Annotated in this window: 17 protein-coding genes; 6 read left to right on the forward strand and 11 right to left on the reverse strand. The window is 62.0% G+C overall.

The features are described 5' to 3' along the window. Nucleotides 1–723 (reverse strand): L-lactate permease (locus tag VFL62_RS24700; protein ID WP_325175013.1); only part of this gene is annotated, 723 nt, incomplete at its 3' end. A 377-nt stretch (nucleotides 724–1,100) separates the two neighbouring features. Here VFL62_RS24700 and VFL62_RS24705 point away from each other — a divergent pair. Continuing rightward, a complete protein-coding gene (locus tag VFL62_RS24705; RefSeq protein WP_325175014.1) occupies nucleotides 1,101–2,849 on the forward strand; it encodes an ABC transporter ATP-binding protein/permease in 1,749 nt (582 codons plus the stop codon). Between the two features lie 24 nt (nucleotides 2,850–2,873). On the opposite strand, the gene VFL62_RS24710 is transcribed toward VFL62_RS24705, so the two are convergent. The 5 genes from VFL62_RS24710 to VFL62_RS24730 form a co-directional block, all read right to left on the reverse strand. Further along, nucleotides 2,874–3,863, reverse strand: a complete 990-nt coding sequence (locus tag VFL62_RS24710) for a TorF family putative porin (protein WP_325175015.1) — start codon at nucleotides 3,861–3,863, stop codon at nucleotides 2,874–2,876. A 309-nt stretch (nucleotides 3,864–4,172) separates the two neighbouring features. Continuing rightward, nucleotides 4,173–4,553, reverse strand: a complete 381-nt coding sequence (locus tag VFL62_RS24715; protein ID WP_325175016.1) for a histone — start codon at nucleotides 4,551–4,553, stop codon at nucleotides 4,173–4,175. Between the two features lie 28 nt (nucleotides 4,554–4,581). Then, on the reverse strand, nucleotides 4,582–5,940 hold the full coding sequence (gene glcF / locus VFL62_RS24720) for a glycolate oxidase subunit GlcF (RefSeq protein ID WP_325175017.1): 1,359 nt from the start codon (nucleotides 5,938–5,940) through the stop codon (nucleotides 4,582–4,584). Further along, complete coding sequence (locus VFL62_RS24725; RefSeq protein ID WP_325175018.1) at nucleotides 5,937–7,169, reverse strand: FAD-binding protein; 1,233 nt, start codon at nucleotides 7,167–7,169, stop codon at nucleotides 5,937–5,939. Before VFL62_RS24725 ends, glcF begins: the two co-directional genes overlap by 4 nt. Before the next feature lie 9 nt (nucleotides 7,170–7,178). Then, nucleotides 7,179–8,672: an FAD-linked oxidase C-terminal domain-containing protein gene (locus VFL62_RS24730; protein ID WP_325175019.1), complete on the reverse strand. Its 1,494-nt coding sequence runs from the start codon at nucleotides 8,670–8,672 to the stop codon at nucleotides 7,179–7,181. A 264-nt stretch (nucleotides 8,673–8,936) separates the two neighbouring features. Between VFL62_RS24730 and cycA the strand changes: the two genes are divergently transcribed. After that, a complete protein-coding gene (cycA, locus tag VFL62_RS24735; protein ID WP_325175020.1) occupies nucleotides 8,937–9,329 on the forward strand; it encodes a cytochrome c-550 CycA in 393 nt (130 codons plus the stop codon). 246 nt (nucleotides 9,330–9,575) lie between these two features. Here the strand turns inward: cycA and VFL62_RS24740 are convergent, their stop codons facing one another. Continuing rightward, nucleotides 9,576–10,538, reverse strand: coding sequence for an alpha/beta hydrolase (locus VFL62_RS24740; protein ID WP_325175021.1), 963 nt, complete (start codon nucleotides 10,536–10,538; stop codon nucleotides 9,576–9,578). Nucleotides 10,539–10,815: 277 nt separating this feature from the next. Between VFL62_RS24740 and VFL62_RS24745 the strand changes: the two genes are divergently transcribed. Then, a complete protein-coding gene (locus tag VFL62_RS24745) occupies nucleotides 10,816–10,998 on the forward strand; it encodes a hypothetical protein (RefSeq protein ID WP_325175022.1) in 183 nt (60 codons plus the stop codon). Between the two features lie 3 nt (nucleotides 10,999–11,001). Here the strand turns inward: VFL62_RS24745 and VFL62_RS24750 are convergent, their stop codons facing one another. Then, nucleotides 11,002–11,637 (reverse strand): tetratricopeptide repeat protein, encoded by a 636-nt coding sequence (locus VFL62_RS24750; protein WP_325175023.1) that lies wholly within the window; start codon nucleotides 11,635–11,637, stop codon nucleotides 11,002–11,004. 103 nt (nucleotides 11,638–11,740) lie between these two features. Continuing rightward, entirely contained in the window at nucleotides 11,741–11,866 is a 126-nt protein-coding gene (gene ykgO / locus VFL62_RS24755) for a type B 50S ribosomal protein L36 (protein WP_002713372.1), read from the reverse strand. A 307-nt stretch (nucleotides 11,867–12,173) separates the two neighbouring features. On the opposite strand from ykgO, the gene VFL62_RS24760 reads away from it, so the two are divergent. Genes VFL62_RS24760 through VFL62_RS24770 form a run of 3 tightly spaced genes read left to right on the forward strand, consistent with a single transcriptional unit; the run spans nucleotide 12,174 to nucleotide 14,308 of the window. Beyond that, nucleotides 12,174–13,058: an amidohydrolase family protein gene (locus VFL62_RS24760; RefSeq protein ID WP_325175024.1), complete on the forward strand. Its 885-nt coding sequence runs from the start codon at nucleotides 12,174–12,176 to the stop codon at nucleotides 13,056–13,058. A gap of 43 nt (nucleotides 13,059–13,101) precedes the next feature. Beyond that, nucleotides 13,102–13,845, forward strand: coding sequence for a haloacid dehalogenase type II (locus VFL62_RS24765; RefSeq protein WP_325175025.1), 744 nt, complete (start codon nucleotides 13,102–13,104; stop codon nucleotides 13,843–13,845). A gap of 7 nt (nucleotides 13,846–13,852) precedes the next feature. After that, nucleotides 13,853–14,308, forward strand: a complete 456-nt coding sequence (locus tag VFL62_RS24770) for a YbaK/EbsC family protein (RefSeq protein WP_325175026.1) — start codon at nucleotides 13,853–13,855, stop codon at nucleotides 14,306–14,308. 3 nt (nucleotides 14,309–14,311) lie between these two features. On the opposite strand, the gene VFL62_RS24775 is transcribed toward VFL62_RS24770, so the two are convergent. Together VFL62_RS24775 and VFL62_RS24780 are read right to left on the reverse strand one after the other, a co-directional pair. Then, on the reverse strand, nucleotides 14,312–14,593 hold the full coding sequence (locus tag VFL62_RS24775; protein ID WP_414644841.1) for a hypothetical protein: 282 nt from the start codon (nucleotides 14,591–14,593) through the stop codon (nucleotides 14,312–14,314). A gap of 159 nt (nucleotides 14,594–14,752) precedes the next feature. Next, the coding region (locus VFL62_RS24780) for a tripartite tricarboxylate transporter substrate-binding protein (RefSeq protein WP_325175028.1) at nucleotides 14,753–15,082 on the reverse strand (330 nt) is incomplete at its 5' end.

Here is a 15,082-nt window from a genome sequence, read left to right on the forward strand (position 1 = left end):
ATTCGAGATGACGAACTGCGGGACTGCGAACGAGACCCCGCACACCAGGATCGCCGGCCAGACCTCCTTCATGCCGCGCCAGCCCGCGAACGCCCAGACCACCCAGAACGGCACGATCAGCGAGAAGAACGGCAGCTGCCGGCCCACCATGGCGCCGAGCATGTACGGGTCGAGGCCGGTCACGCTGGCGAGCCCCTGGATCGGCGTGCCGAGCGCGCCGTAGGCAACAGGCGCGGTATTGGCGATCAAAGAGAGGCCCGAAGCCGCGAGCGGCGAGAAGCCGAGGCCGATCAGAACCGCGCCGGTGACCGCGACCGGCGTACCGAAGCCGGACGCGCCTTCGAAGAAGGCGCCGAAAGAAAACGCAATCAGCAACAGTTGCAGCCGGCGATCTTCCGTGACGCCGCCCACCGCGCGCTTCAACAGCTCGAATTGACCTGTTGCGACCGTGAGCTGGTAGAGAAAGATAACATTCAGCACGATCCAGCCAATCGGGAAGAACCCTGCCACCACGCCGAGCAGCGAGGCCCGGATCGACATGTTGGCCGGCATCGTGAAAACAAAAATCGCGATCAGGTTGGTCAGGATCACGGCGATGATGGCGGCGATATGTGCCTTCACCTTGCCGCTCGCGATCAACACCAACAGCGTTACGACCGGTATCGCCGCGGCAACGGTCGAAAGCACCGCGTTGCCAAAAGGATTATAGACTTGATTCCACATTGCGATTCCTCCCCACGCGCTTCTTTAGCGAGCCAGCCTTGCGTGGACGGCCGGTCCGCTGGCGCGAATTTTTGAGGGACCTACAGCAAAGCGCGATTTCCGCTGCGGATTTGGCCCCGCCACTTCCGCTCACAAACGCGCGAAATGTGAGGGCCCCCTGCCACCCGCCATTGGCCGCATGCTAGAGTTGACTCGGCAGCGGCGACAAGCGAACCCATCCCGCCAATGTTACAACTTTAGTCTAGTTCTGGAGACCGACATTCGCATAAGGTGTTGCGGATGTTGAAAAAGCACAGCGGCAAGCCGGTAGCGAACGTCAAATCTCCCAGCCAGCCAACACCAGAGCCGCGCAGCTATTCCACCGGAGATCACGACCTGTGAACAATATGCGCTCGACGCTCGCGACCGTGTGGCGGATCGCAGCTCCTTACTTCCGTTCGGAAGACAAGTTCGCGGGACGCCTGTTGCTTGCGGCCGTCATCCTCATCGAACTGACGGTGGTCGGAATCAATGTCCTGCTCAACCAGTGGAACAACCGCTTCTACACCGCGCTCCAGGAAAAAAGCTGGGATACTTTCGTTCGCGAAATGGGCATCTTCTGCCTGCTCGCGACCATCTATATCGCTCTCGCCGTCTACCAGCTTTATCTCAATCAATGGCTGCAGATCCGCTGGCGCAACTGGCTGACCAACCGCTATCTCGGCGAGTGGCTGCACGGTGCCAATCACTATCGCATGCAGCTTCAGGGCGACGCCGCAGACAATCCGGACCAGCGCATCGCCGAAGACGTCCGGATGTTCGTCGACCAGACGCTGAACATCAGTGTCCAGTTCCTCAATGCGGTCGTGACGCTCGCTTCTTTTGTCGCCATCCTATGGGGCCTGTCGGCGGAATCCCCGCTGACCCTGTTCGGCAACGAATTCCACATTCCCGGCTATCTGGTATGGGGCGCGTTGATCTACGCAATGCTCGGAACCTGGCTGACCTTTCGGATCGGCCAGCCGCTGGTCGGGCTGGCGTTTCGCCAGCAGCGTTTCGAGGCCGATTTTCGTTTCAATCTGGTGCGGGTGCGCGAGAACTCGGAGCAGATCGCGCTGTTGCACGGCGAAAGCGTTGAACAGGAGCGGCTGTCGGACCGCTTTGGCCGGGTGGTGGCGAACTGGTATCAGATCATGATTGTCACCAAGCGGCTGACCGCGTTCTCCTCGAGTTACGCGCAGGCCGCCGTGGTGTTTCCCTATGTCCTTACGGCGCCGGCCTACTTCGCAGGCAAGATTCAGCTCGGCGGCATGATGCAGACGGCGTCCGCCTTTTCCAGCGTGCAGCAAGCGCTTTCGTTTTTCATCACGATCTATCGCGCCTTCGCCGACTGGCGCGCGGTGATCGCGCGTCTGGACGGCTTCGAGGAATCGATTGCCGGCGCGGACCGGCTGACCGAAAGCATACCGTCGATCGAGGTCGTGCGTACGGATGACGGCGAGACCGTCGAGCTGCGGCGGCTTCTGGTCAAGCTGCCGAACGGCACGCCGCTGGTTGCCGCCGATGAGCTGCGCATTCACAGCCGCGAGCGCGTCCTCGTGACCGGTCCATCCGGCGCCGGCAAGTCGACGCTGTTTCGGGCCATTGCCGGTATCTGGCCCTTTGGCGAGGGCCTGGTGACGGTGCCCGCCAGGGCGAGGCTCATGATGCTGCCGCAGCGGCCATATTTTCCGATCGGCTCGCTGAAGGCAGCGATCGTCTATCCGGCGAAGCCCGACGCGTTCAGTGCGCCTCAGGTCCAACAGGTCCTTACTGCCGTCGGCCTGCCGCAACTCGCCTCGCGGCTGGAGGAAGACGCCCATTGGAACCGGATGCTCTCGCTCGGCGAGCAGCAGCGGCTCGGCCTTGCACGCGCCCTGCTGCACGAGCCGGAATATCTCTTCCTCGACGAGGCGACCGCCTCGCTCGACGAAGCCTCCGAGGCCGCGCTCTATCGCCTGCTTGCCGACAAGCTCAAGGGAACGACCACGGTCTCGATCGGCCACCGCAGCACGCTGGAGGCGTTTCATGACGGCCGTGTCGTGCTGGATCGCGACGGCGACCACTTTGCCGCCCGTGCGCAGCCAAAGCACGTGACCGTGCCATAGCGGCGCACAGCGGCCGCTCGCAGCCTACTTCAGGTTGGTCATCGCGGTCAGGTCGGCCGACAGCCTGGCGATTCCGGTCGCCCCGCACCAGTTGGAGCCGAAGCCGTTGGGATTGATCGCGGTGACATTGCCGGGGATGTTGGCGTTGAAGGCGCTCGTCAGCGCCGCGCAATCGCCCTTGCTCAAATTGGTGTCGGAATAGCGCAGGTCGAGCGTGAACACCTTGTAGGTAAAGGCGATGCCGATATTCCAGGTGTTGTAGCTCGGATAAGGGATGCCGACCGGCGCGGCGGAAATGCGATAGAACGCGTCCGTCGTGCCGAACCATTGCCGTCCGAATTCGCCCGACAGATAGGCCCCGATGCCTGTCGATCCGAACCATTTGCTCGGCGCCGTCGCCTTGGCGGTGACCGAGGCGTAATCGCCCCAGGCCCCCGAATTCAGGAAGCTCGGCGTGTAATACTCGCTGGCGCCGAGCGCAAAACTGTCGTTGATGGTCCAGTTGATCTTGGCATAGCCCTCATAGAAGCTGAGGTCCTTCTTGATCTGCGTGAAATCGGGACCATTCGCCAGAGGCGAGCCGGGTGGACAAACCGCGACGCCACCGGGAAAACTCTCCTGACACTGTCCGCCCGGATAGAGATAGCCCCACAGACCGAAGTCGAGCGCCACGGCGCCGAAAGTCGGCCGCACGCCGCCGTAAATGTCGACCTCGGCCGCGGCATGGTTGGCGAAGGAAATGCTCTCCGCGGACGTGCCGATATAGAGTTGCAGGTCCTTGTTGACGTTGTAGCGCGGCTCGAAATAGGCCGCGACCGAGGGCTGGTGATTGGACTGGGTGATGCCGCGAAACACATAATCGCTCGTCACTGCACCACCGAACGCGATGTCCCAGGGGTCGAACGGTGGCGGCGCCTTCGCCGCCTTCAGCGGCAGATCCGCGGCAACGGCCTGGCCCGATATCGCAAGGCCAAACAGTGCGAGAACAGCGGCAGCCAGAACGTGCATCTTCATCGGCGGCCCATCCATCGTTATCGGGTCCGGCGCCTCCTGATCGGGGCGTCGAAGTCATTTCCGCAAGTAGATCCGGTATAGGATCGATATGGTTAATTGCGATTAAAACATAATCATCTGCATATTTTTTCGTCCATTGACTGACCAGCGAAAATTCTCGCAAGCTGTTGTAATCCGAACACAAATCGATCGTGGCTCGACGGCGGGCCCTCGCATGGTCGAAGCTCCTGCCTGGCAAAAATGAAAGGACCGCAGCGGCTTGAACCGCTGCGGTCCTTCGGCTCTCCGGCGTCAACCGGCCAGTTTTTGCTAGTTGCTTTCCTCGCCACCGGTGTGGTGGCTCGTGTGCTCCCACGACGGCGCAGCTGCAGGCTCGTCGTGGTGGCTTGGCGTCGCCCAGTTATGGGACGGTGCCGGTGTCTCGTGCGACGCCGCGGGCTCCGGCTCGTGTGCCATGGCCGGTGCGGCCTTTTTCGCTGCGGCCTTCTTCTTCGGAGCAGCCTTCTTCGCGGCCTTCTTGGCGGACTTCTTTGCCGCCTTCTTGGCCGATTTCTTCACGGCCTTCTTGGCGGATTTTTTTGCCGACTTCTTTGCGGATTTCTTCGCCGCCTTCTTGGCGGACTTCTTTTTCGCGGCAAGAACCTTTTTCGCTTTCTTCGCCTTCTTGCCCTTCTTCTTCGCTTTAGCCATGTAGTCCTCCTGTTGCGCTGAGCCGGTTCTATCGGGCGCTCAGGCTGTCGTTTCGCACAAGCCTGTCGGGACCGCTCGATTTCGGCTGCGGGCCGCCCGTCGCCCAATCGAGAAGCTCAATCGTGTGCATCACAGGAACTGACGTACCGCTGGCAATCTGCACCATGCACCCGATATTGCCCGCAGCGATCATGTCCGGCTTGACCATCGCAATATTGGCGACCTTTCGATCGCGCAATTTGTTCGCAATGTCAGGCTGGAGAATGTTGTAGGTCCCCGCCGAACCGCAGCACAAATGGCTCTCGGGCACATCTTTCACCACGAATCCGTTCTTGGAAAGCAATTCTTTCGGCAGTTGCGTGATTTTCTGCCCGTGCTGGAGCGAACAGGCCGAGTGATAAGCGACGACGAGATCGTCGCGACGCTGCGCGATGGGCGCAAGATCGAGCCCGCTGACATACTCTGTGATGTCCTTGGCAAGCGCCGATACCTTCGCCGCGGGAGCTGCGAAATCGCGGTCCTCGCGCAGCATGAAACCGTAGTCCTTGATCACCGTGCCGCAGCCGGAGGTCGTCACCAGGATGGCATCGAGGCCGCCGCGGTCGGCCTCCGCAAGCCAGGCGGCGATGTTGGCGCGGGCGAAGGAAAGTGCCGCCGCCTCACGGCCCATGTGATGGGTCAATGCGCCGCAACATTGCTCATCCCTGACCAGCACGACCTCGATGCCGTGGCGGGTCAGGAGGCGAATGGCGGCTTGATTGATCCGCGGCGCCAGCACCTGTTGCGCGCAGCCTTGCAGCAATGCGACCCGCCCGCGTCGCTCGCCTTGGGCCGGAAACACGCTGCCTGGCATAGGTCCCGTCTCGGGCAGGCTGCGCGGCGCCAGCGCCAACATCGCCTTGATTCGCCTCAACAAACCCGGCGTCGCGGAAGCGCCGTCGGCGGGCAGAAGACCCGCAAATGGGCGCGCGAGGCGCGCCAGGATCATGCTGGCGCGAAACAGCTTCGGCCGCGGCAACACCAGCGCCAGGACGGCGCGCAGCAGACGTTCGACCAAAGGCCGGTTATAGTCGCGTTCGATCCGCACCCGCGCCTGATCGACCAGATGCATGTAGTTCACGCCCGACGGACAGGTCGTCATGCAGGACAGGCACGACAGACAGCGGTCGATATGCTTGACCACCTCCGCGGTCGGCGGGCGGTCTTTCTCCAGCATCTCCTTGATCAGATAAATGCGCCCGCGAGGGCTATCGAGTTCGTCGCCGAGCAACACATAGGTCGGGCAGGTCGCGGTACAGAATCCGCAATGCACGCACTTGCGCAGGATCGTATCGGCTTCCGCGATATTGGGATCGGCCAGTTGGGCGGCGCTGAATTCAGTCTTCATGTTCCCCGCCTCATGCGGCCGCGGTTGAGAATGGCCTTGGGGTCAAAGCTTTGCCGCACCCGTTCGCTCAAGGCTGCGATGCCCTCGCTCGGGGTGTGAAATACGTCGACCTGCCGCCTCACCTCCTCGCTCGCGCGCAGCAGCATCGCGTGGCCGCCGGCCTCGGCGGCGCGCCGGCGGACCACTGCGGCCTGGGCATCCGGCTTTGGCGGCACTGCGGCCCATATCAGGCCGCCGCCCCAGTCGTAGAACACATCGCCGGCGGTTTCGCGGGCGAGGCGATCGCCCAAGGCACCACCGACGGCCGGCGGGCAGACGATGCGCCAGACCGGCCAGGCCCCGAGCGGGCCTTTGGCTGCAAAAGGTTCCACGTCGCGAATGGTTTGCCAGGCCGCCAACGAACGCTCGTCCTCGATGGTTTCGGCGGTTCCAAACCGCCCGAGCAGCTTGGCGAGCGAGGCGGCGCGATGTGCGACTGATATAGTGATGCCTTCGAGCCGGACCAGTGTCAGCGCCTGACGGGGCGATCCGAGATCGCCGAGGGCACCAGCCACGTCCCGCAACGCCGATTTCGGCACGTGCGCCGCGCCCGAAACGTCGAAAGGGGAACCGAGCGCTGCGGTCATCGCCTGGTTGGCGGTGGCATCATCCAGTCCGCGCAGCACGAGCGTGCGCTCGCTCTCCGGCCTCGGCATCACCTTCAGCGTCACTTCGGTCACGACCGAGAGCGTGCCCCAGGACCCCGCCAGCAGCTTGCAGAGATCGTAGCCGGTGACGTTCTTCACAACCCGACCGCCGGCCTTGAAGCTGTCGCCGAAGCCGGAGACGGCGTGCGCACCGAGCAGGTGATCGCGGGCGGCGCCTGCCTGAATTCGCCGCGGCCCGGCGAGGCCGGCGGCGATCATACCGCCGACGGTGCCTGCTTCCGCCGTGCCGAGCAGCGATGCGGTATTCATCGGCTCGAACGCAAAGTGCTGGTTCTTTGAATCGATCAGCGACTTGATGTCCGCAAGCGGCGCGCCTGATTCCACCGTGATGATCAATTCATTCGGCTCATAGGATTTCACGGCGTTGAGCGCCGACATATCCAAGAGCGCATTGGTAGTCATTGGCTGGCCGACCATGCGCTTGGTGCCGTGGCCGATAATCTCCAGCGGTTGCTCGCTGGCGATCGCAGCCCGCACCGCCTGCTCGACATCCTTGGCGTCACGTACTTTGAGGGTGTCCACGTGGCGCGCTCAAAATCGTGGGAGGTCGGGAAAAGCTAGCTTGCCGGCATGCACATGCATGCGACCGAGTTCAGCGCAGCGATGCAAGGTCGGAAACACCTTGCCGGGATTGAGCAGCCCCTGCGTATCGAAAGCGCATTTCAGCCGCTGCTGCTGATTGAGATCAATCTCGGAGAACATTTCCGGCATCAGGTCGCGCTTTTCGATTCCGACGCCGTGCTCGCCGGTCAGGACGCCGCCGAATTCGACGCAAGCCCGCAAGATGTCGGCGCCAAAGGCCTCCGCCCGCTCGATCTCGCCGGGCTGGTTGGCATCGTAGAGGATGAGCGGGTGCAGGTTGCCATCGCCGGCATGAAATACGTTGGCGCAGCGCAGTCCGTATTTCTCGGAAAGATCGCGAATGCGCGCCAGGGCTTTCGGCAATGCCCCGCGCGGGATGGTGCCGTCCATGCAGAGATAGTCGGGCGAAATGCGCCCAACGGCCGGGAAAGCCGCCTTGCGGCCGGCCCAGAACAGATTGCGTTCGGCCTCCGAATTCGAGATCTGGCAGGTCGTTGAACCGCATCCGAGCGCGATTTTCTCGACCCGTTTGATCAGTTCGTCGACCTCGATGCTCGGACCATCGAGTTCGATGATCAGAAGCGCTTCGACATCGAGCGGATAGCCGGCATGGACGAAAGCTTCAGCGGCGTGGATCGCGGGCTTATCCATCATCTCCATGCCACCGGGAATGATGCCTGAGCCGATGATCTGCGCCACGCATTCGCCGGCGGCCTCGACTTGCGCAAAGCCGACCATCATGGCGCGCGCAGTCTCCGGCTTTTGCAGGATGCGGACAGTAATCTCGGTGATGACGCCAAGCAGCCCTTCGGACCCCGTGATGATTCCCATCAGGTCGTAGCCGGCATTTTCGGCGGTCTTGCCGCCGATGCGAAGGACTTCGCCTGTCATCAGCACGATCTCGCAGCCGAGCACATTGTTGGTGGTCATGCCGTATTTCAGGCAATGCACGCCGCCGGAGTTTTCCGCGACATTGCCGCCGATCGAACAGGCGATCTGAGAGGACGGGTCGGGCGCATAATAGAAGCCGGCATGCCCCACCGCCTGGCTGATGGCCAGATTGGTGACGCCGGGCTCGGTCACGACCACGCGGTTGTCGAAGTCGATCTCGCGGATGCGCTTGAATTTGCCAAGTCCGAGCAGCACGGCATCGGCCAGCGGGAGTGACCCGCCCGACAGCGACGTGCCGGAACCGCGCGGCACCACCTTGATACCTTGCTCGAAGCAATATTTCAGGACCTTCGAGACCTGCTCGGTGCTGTCCGGCAGCAGCACCACCATCGGCGGTTGGCGGTAGGCCATCAGCCCGTCAGACTCGTAGGGAAGCATTTCGGCAGGCGTATCGATGACGCCCTCGCCCGGAACGATAGCGCGCAGCGCCTCGACGATGGCGCTGCGGCGCGCCAAGACCGCCTGGTCCGGCGCGGGCATTTTGATGGTCATTGTGATCTCTCCGCGGCGATCCCTTCCGCGATTGCGACATTGCCGATTTCCGTTGCGGAATCAAGAAGCTCCGGCTGCGCCGCACCGGCGAAGGCGCTATTGGTCGAAAGGAGCCTTTTCATCACGTGGAAGTCGCGTCACAACTGCAAAACCCAGCCGTTACGGCCCTTGTCCATCGCCTATCCCCTATGCCACAACGGAACCGTTCTTCCGTCCCCAGCATAAAACCTGACCATTCTTCCGTCCCAAGCAAATGAGCCGACTATGAAAAAACTGATACTCAGCGCTGTGATCGTCCTTGCATCGTCGGCAATCGTGCCGGCCGCGCTGGCGCAGGACGCCGCCGCCGGCAAGAACTCCTTCAACAAGTGCCTGGCCTGTCACGCGATCGGCGAAGGCGCCAAGAACAAGGTCGGGCCGGAACTCAACGGGCTCGACGGCCGCAAGGCCGGCACCGTGCCGGATTACAACTACTCTGAGGCCAACAAGAATTCCGGGATCACCTGGAACGAGGCGAACTTCAAGGAATACATCAAGGACCCGAAGGCCAAGGTGCCGGGCACCAAGATGTTCTTTGCCGGCATCAAGAACGAGAAAGAGATCAACGACCTCTGGGCCTATGTGTCGAGCTTCGACAAGGACGGCAAGACCAAGTAACCGCCGTCTCAAGTTCTCTTTTTCAATGGCCGGGACTAGTGGTCCGATTCTAACATTCGCATCCCCTCTCGGCGGCCACTTTTGCGAATGTTAGAATCAAAGGACCACTAGCAAATATAGATTTCTAGTGGCGTTTAGGATTTGACATTCGCTGTCCAAGTTTGCGGCTAGATCGGTAGCGAATGTCAATCCACTCCACTAGCCCCGGCCATTTGCTTTTGAAGTCGCACGCCTCGCACGGTTGGACTAATTCGCGGCGGCAGCCGCGCCGTGCGCGCCCAAACCCACGATGGACTCGATTTCGCCGATCACAACATCGGTGGCTGCGTTCTGCACCATGTGGCCGACACCCGGCAGCACGACCAGCTTTGCGCTCGCAACCGCCGCGGCAAAGGGACGGGAGTGGATGCTGGTCGACACGGTCTTGTCGACGTCGCCCGAAATGACGACCGTCGGCACTGTGATTTCGCCATAGCGCGGCACCTGCGCCCTTACCGCTTCCTTCAACCGCACCAGATCACGGGCGTTGGCGAGAAATTCGCGCGGCCGGAGCAGTAGCGGCGTGGCACTGTTGACAACGAAGTCGTCCGGCATGACCTGCGGCAGAAACACCGCGCGGGCACCGGGCGCCAGCAGGAAATAGCCGAGCGGAAGCGTGATCGTGTAGGCGAGCAACGGGCCGATGATCGGCTTGGTGACAAGCGCATTGTACCAACCGACGCCGCCTTGCCATGGATGGGTGACGGGCGCGAGCATCACGAGCCCCGCGAGCCGAGACGGATAGTCGAGCGCCATCCGCGCGCCCAGCGCCCCTGACCAGGAATGCACCACCAGAATGACGGAGCCGATATCGAGCTTCTCCAGCGCCGCCTCGATCATCTGCGCTTGCGCCGCCGGCGTCGATGTTTCCATGTCCGAAGCCGAACTCCAGCCGTGACCGGGCCGGTCGATCAGGATGACGCGGTGGCGAGCGGCGAGCCGTTCACCGAGAGGCCGCCGCATCGCTTCGAGATTCGAACTTGCGCCGTGAAGCAGCACGATCGCGGGACCCGGCGCGTCCGGCGGCCCGAGCTCGAGCACATTCAAGGTCGCGCCAGCGACTTCGACCGCTTTCCCCTGCGCGGGAAAGCGCTGCTGGACAGCGAGCACGCCGGCTTGCGTCACCAGCGCCAGGATCAATAGCGCAGCGGCAAACAGCACGGGCAACATGCGGAAAATCCGATTCGGAAAAGGCACAGGGGAGTTACGCGCCAGGCAGTGCGGCGGTTTCGGCCAAGCATGAGGAATGAGTTATCCACCGCGTCCACAGGCCTGCGCCCGCGCTTCACACCATCGTCATCGCCAGCTTCCTATAAGCAAACGCGGCAATTTTCCACTTCCGAGGGTTTGCGGCATGGAGACGTTGCAAGCCGGCCTTTCCACATAATCCACAGCAACCCGCTGATGCCGAAGGAATTAATCCAGCGGGAATATTTGGAGGCTTTCGATGAGTTCCGGATTTCATGAGGCCGCGATCGACGAAATCGTAGCCCGATGCAATGGCGATATACGAGGCGCCCTGAAAGCGCTCTTGCTGGTCAACGAACAGCTGGAGGCCGAGCTTGCCGAACTCCATGCCGCGGTCGCGGATGGCGGACCGGTTGGCGCAAAGCGCGGCGTCCTTCACTGACCGCTATATATCGCGGCCCTCGACCTTTTCGCTGAGGGTCTTCACCAGTTCCGGCACCTTGTCCAGGTGCGGGTTGACCGCAAGCGCCTTGCGGAACGCATCGAGCGCACGCTTTTCGTCGCCGAGATCCTGCATGATCATGCCAAGCCCGGCCAGCGCGCCGAAATGGCGGGGCTCCCGCGCCAACACCTGCTCAATGTCAGCCAGCGAGTGGGCATAGTCGTTCTTCAGGTAATAGAGCGTCGCGCGGCGATTCCAGCCTTCGACATAGTCGGGACGCAGCTTGATGACGGCATCAAGCAGCTTGAGGGCGACGTCGGTATTCTGGGCTTCCATCGCCGTCTTCGCCCGCGTCATCAAGAGCGCCACGGTATCGCTCGGCGTCTGTAGCCAGATCGCCCAGATCCGCGCTTCTACATGCTTGGCGCTCGCTTCGTCCGGGGCCGCCTTCAGCGCGCCGAAGAGGAAGTCCAATCCGCGCGTTCGATCGGCAGGAACCTTCGGCAGCTTGGCCGGAGCATCCGGCAGCTTTTTCTGTTTCGGATCTTGGGCAAAGGAGGCGGCCGGCGCCGCGCCGATGATCGCAGCGAGCAGGATGGCGAGCCGGCGGTGACGCACCGCATGGAATCTGATGGCCATCTCAAAAGTCTAGACGCAGCAAAACCCGCTTGCAAAGCGGGTTGGCGTCAAAGACCTGTGATAAGGTCGCTAAAGGCGGGCTCCGAAACCGGACCGCGCCGGATCAGCCCTGGCGCGCCTTGAAGCGGCGCTGAACCTTGTTGATCACATAGACCCGGCCCTTGCGGCGGACCAGGCGGTTGTTGCGGTTACGACCACGCAGCGATTTCAGCGAGTTACGGACCTTCATGGGACAATCCTGATGCTTTGAAAGGCCGTCTTCGGCGCGATCATCCGGGCCCCCCGAAAAACCTGTGGGAGACCCAAAACCATGGAAATAGCTAATTTTTTCCCGCCGGCGGCAGCGCCGCCCGGGACGCGCGGTTTCTAAGGCAATCGGCGGCCAAATGTCAATCCGACCGTCCTCCGGGTGGAAAAAACCGGCTTTGCCCGTTCGAGAACGGTCACTTTTCGCCCAGCAGCTACCGAAAAATGGTTATATACTATAACTAATTGGCGCACTGACCTGACCAGCGCGCCGATCGGGGAGGAAAAACATGCCGAAGCTGCCATTACCGAATCTCGACGACGTCGTGGCGATCGATATCCACACCCACGCCGAGGAGCCCTGCGGGCTACATGGCGACGATGGATATGACGATTTCCAGGCCCAGATGGCGGCCTATTTCAAATCGCCGAACAAGCATCCGCCGACGGTGGCGGAGACCGCCGCCTATTACCGCGCCAAGAAAATCGCCGCCGTGATCTTCCCGGTCGATGCCGAGCGCGAGACCGGCTTCCGTCGTTACAACAATGACGAGATGATCGAGGTCGCCTCCGAAAATACCGACGTCCTGATCCCGTTTGCCAGCATCGATCCGCACAAGGGCAAACTCGGCGTCCGCGAGGCCAAACGGCTGATCGAGGACTATGGCATCAAGGGCTTCAAGTTCCATCCGACTATGCAGGGTTTCTATCCCAACGACCGCATGGCCTATCCGCTCTATGAGGCCATCAGCGATGGCGGCGCGATCGCGCTGTTTCACACCGGGCAAACCGGCGTTGGCAGCGGCATGCCGGGCGGCATGGGCATGCGGCTCAAATATTCCAACCCGATGTACATGGATGACGTGGCCGCGGACTTCCCGGATCTGAAGATCATCCTCGCGCACCCGTCTTTCCCCTGGCAGGAAGAGGCGCTGTCGGTCGCAACCCACAAGCCGAACGTCTATATCGACCTCTCCGGCTGGTCGCCGAAATATTTCCCGCCGATTCTCGTGCGCTACATCAACTCTATACTGCAGGACAAGATGCTGTTCGGTTCCGACTGGCCGGTGATCACGCCGGATCGCTGGCTTGCCGATTTCGCCAAGCTCGAGATTCGCGACGAAATCCGGCCGAAGGTGCTAAAGGAGAACGCACGAAAGCTTCTCAGGCTCTGAACGCCGCAGTCGGCTGCCCGCGGCCCAAAAGAAAGAAACCGCCGTGACGATCAAGGCCGTCGTCTTCGATGCCTACGGCACGCTCTACGACATTCAGTCGGTTGCCGCCATCACCGAGGAAACCTTTCCCGGCTATGGCGACATCATCACGCAAATCTGGCGCATCAAGCAGCTCGAATACACCTGGCTTCGCTCGCTGATGCGCCGCTATGAGGATTTTTCCGTCATCACGCGCGACTCCCTCGCCTACACGCTGCGCGCGCTCGGGCTCTCTTACGATGCAGCCGCGTTCGACCGCATCATGGACAAGTACCTCCATCTCGACCTTTACCCGGATGCAGCGACATCACTTGCCTCGCTCAAGGGCATGAAGCTCGCGATCCTCTCGAACGGCTCCAGCGAGATGCTGAACGCGCTGGTGAAGAACACCGGACTGGAGCGCGTGCTCGATGCGACCATCAGCGTCGACCGAAAGCGCATCTTCAAGCCGGCGCCGGAAGCCTACTCGCTGATCGAGGAAGTCCTGGGCGTGCCGATGCATGAAGTTCTCTTCGTCTCCTCCAATCCCTGGGATGCGTGTGGCGCCAAGAGCTTCGGCTTGAACGTCGCCTGGATCGAACGCGTGACACCGCAGGCGATGGCGGAAGCCTGCGTCAGGAGCAACGTCGTTGCGCCCTTGACGATGTTCAGGGCGCTGCGTACGCAAATGGACGAACTCGGGGTCGCGCCCGACCACCGCATTCATGCTTTGTCGGAATTGTCCAGCCTGATCGCCCGTTACCCATGAGCCTTCAATGAGTCTTGAGTCCGTTCGCGCCTTCTTCGCCGAGAAGGCGCCCGAAATCACCGTGCTCGAATCCGCCAAGAGCTCGGCGACGGTGGCGCTCGCCGCAGAAGCCTACGGCGTCGAGCCGGCGCGGATCGCCAAGACGCTGAGCCTGAGGGTCGGCGAGCAGGTGATCCTGATCGTCGCCAGCGGCACGTCGCGGATGGATAACAAGAAGGTCAAGGCGCGTTTCGGCGGCAAACCGAAAATGCTCGGCCTCGATGAAGTCGCCGATATCACCGGTCACGAGGTCGGCGGCGTCTGCCCGTTCGGACTGAAGACGCCGCTGCCGATCTATTGCGACATTTCGTTGAAGGCTTTCGACGAGGTAGTGCCGGCGGCCGGCTCGATCAACAGCGCGGTGCGGATCGCGCCGCACCGCATGGCCGAACTGGTCGCCGCCGAATGGGTCGACGTCTGCTAGGCCTTATTGATACGGATAGCCGCGCCGGACCGGCGGCGGCGCCGGTTGCTGCGAATATTGCGCCGGCGGGCCATTGGCGCTGTCGCGCGATTCGAACACGGCACGGCACGGCACACTGAGCGCCGGGGTGTTCGCGCGCAGACAGGCGACGATCCTCGTCGTGTCGGGGATTTCCGCGCCGCAGAGCCGAAACACATCGGGAGTGCAGGCCATCTGCTGTTCCATGGTGCCGCGATATTCCTGCGCGAGCGCGGGCGCGACGCCTGCAGCCGCGGCGCCAACCAAGGCAAAAATCCGGAAAAATTGGTGCTGTCGCATGACCGCCCCTTTCTCTTCAGCGCATGACCTATCGTCCGGCCAAACCGGACGATTCCAAACAACCAAACCAATGCGGCTGAGGCGGGTTCGTGCCGAACAACAAAATGTGAGCGAGGGAAGCGGCGCCTATTCGACCCGGCCGATGCGCTTGACCGCAGCAACGAGACGCGCGCTGTCGGTTTCGACGAACCTGGCAAACTCCGGCGCATCCATATAGGCGACCGGGCTACCCGCGGTCTCGAAGGTCTTGATCACCTCCGGGCTCTTCACCGCCCGCGCCATCGCTTCGCGCAGCTTGGTCATGATCGGCTCCGGCAGCGCCTTCTGCGCAAACAGGCCGGCCCAGATGTAGAACTCGACATCCTTGTAGCCGCGCTCCTTGAACGTCGGCAGATCGGGGAAACTCGCGATGCGTTCGGCGCCCCAATTGGCGAGCACGCGCATCTTCCCGTCATC

The sequence above is a fragment of the Bradyrhizobium sp. genome (assembly GCF_035701725.1).
Taxonomy (GTDB): domain Bacteria; phylum Pseudomonadota; class Alphaproteobacteria; order Rhizobiales; family Xanthobacteraceae; genus Bradyrhizobium.

What these genes read in the sequence shown, in the direction of transcription:
- VFL62_RS24710 (WP_325175015.1), bottom strand. Translation starts at nt 3,863, where the DNA reads ATGAAGATGCACGTTCTGGCTGCCGCTGTTCTCGCACTGTTTGGCCTT.
- VFL62_RS24715 (WP_325175016.1), bottom strand. Translation starts at nt 4,553, where the DNA reads ATGGCTAAAGCGAAGAAGAAGGGCAAGAAGGCGAAGAAAGCGAAAAAG.
- glcF (WP_325175017.1), bottom strand. Translation starts at nt 5,940, where the DNA reads ATGAAGACTGAATTCAGCGCCGCCCAACTGGCCGATCCCAATATCGCG.
- VFL62_RS24730 (WP_325175019.1), bottom strand. Translation starts at nt 8,672, where the DNA reads ATGACCATCAAAATGCCCGCGCCGGACCAGGCGGTCTTGGCGCGCCGC.
- cycA (WP_325175020.1), top strand. Translation starts at nt 8,937, where the DNA reads ATGAAAAAACTGATACTCAGCGCTGTGATCGTCCTTGCATCGTCGGCA.
- VFL62_RS24740 (WP_325175021.1), bottom strand. Translation starts at nt 10,538, where the DNA reads ATGTTGCCCGTGCTGTTTGCCGCTGCGCTATTGATCCTGGCGCTGGTG.
- VFL62_RS24745 (WP_325175022.1), top strand. Translation starts at nt 10,816, where the DNA reads ATGAGTTCCGGATTTCATGAGGCCGCGATCGACGAAATCGTAGCCCGA.
- VFL62_RS24750 (WP_325175023.1), bottom strand. Translation starts at nt 11,637, where the DNA reads ATGGCCATCAGATTCCATGCGGTGCGTCACCGCCGGCTCGCCATCCTG.
- ykgO (WP_002713372.1), bottom strand. Translation starts at nt 11,866, where the DNA reads ATGAAGGTCCGTAACTCGCTGAAATCGCTGCGTGGTCGTAACCGCAAC.
- VFL62_RS24760 (WP_325175024.1), top strand. Translation starts at nt 12,174, where the DNA reads ATGCCGAAGCTGCCATTACCGAATCTCGACGACGTCGTGGCGATCGAT.
- VFL62_RS24770 (WP_325175026.1), top strand. Translation starts at nt 13,853, where the DNA reads ATGAGTCTTGAGTCCGTTCGCGCCTTCTTCGCCGAGAAGGCGCCCGAA.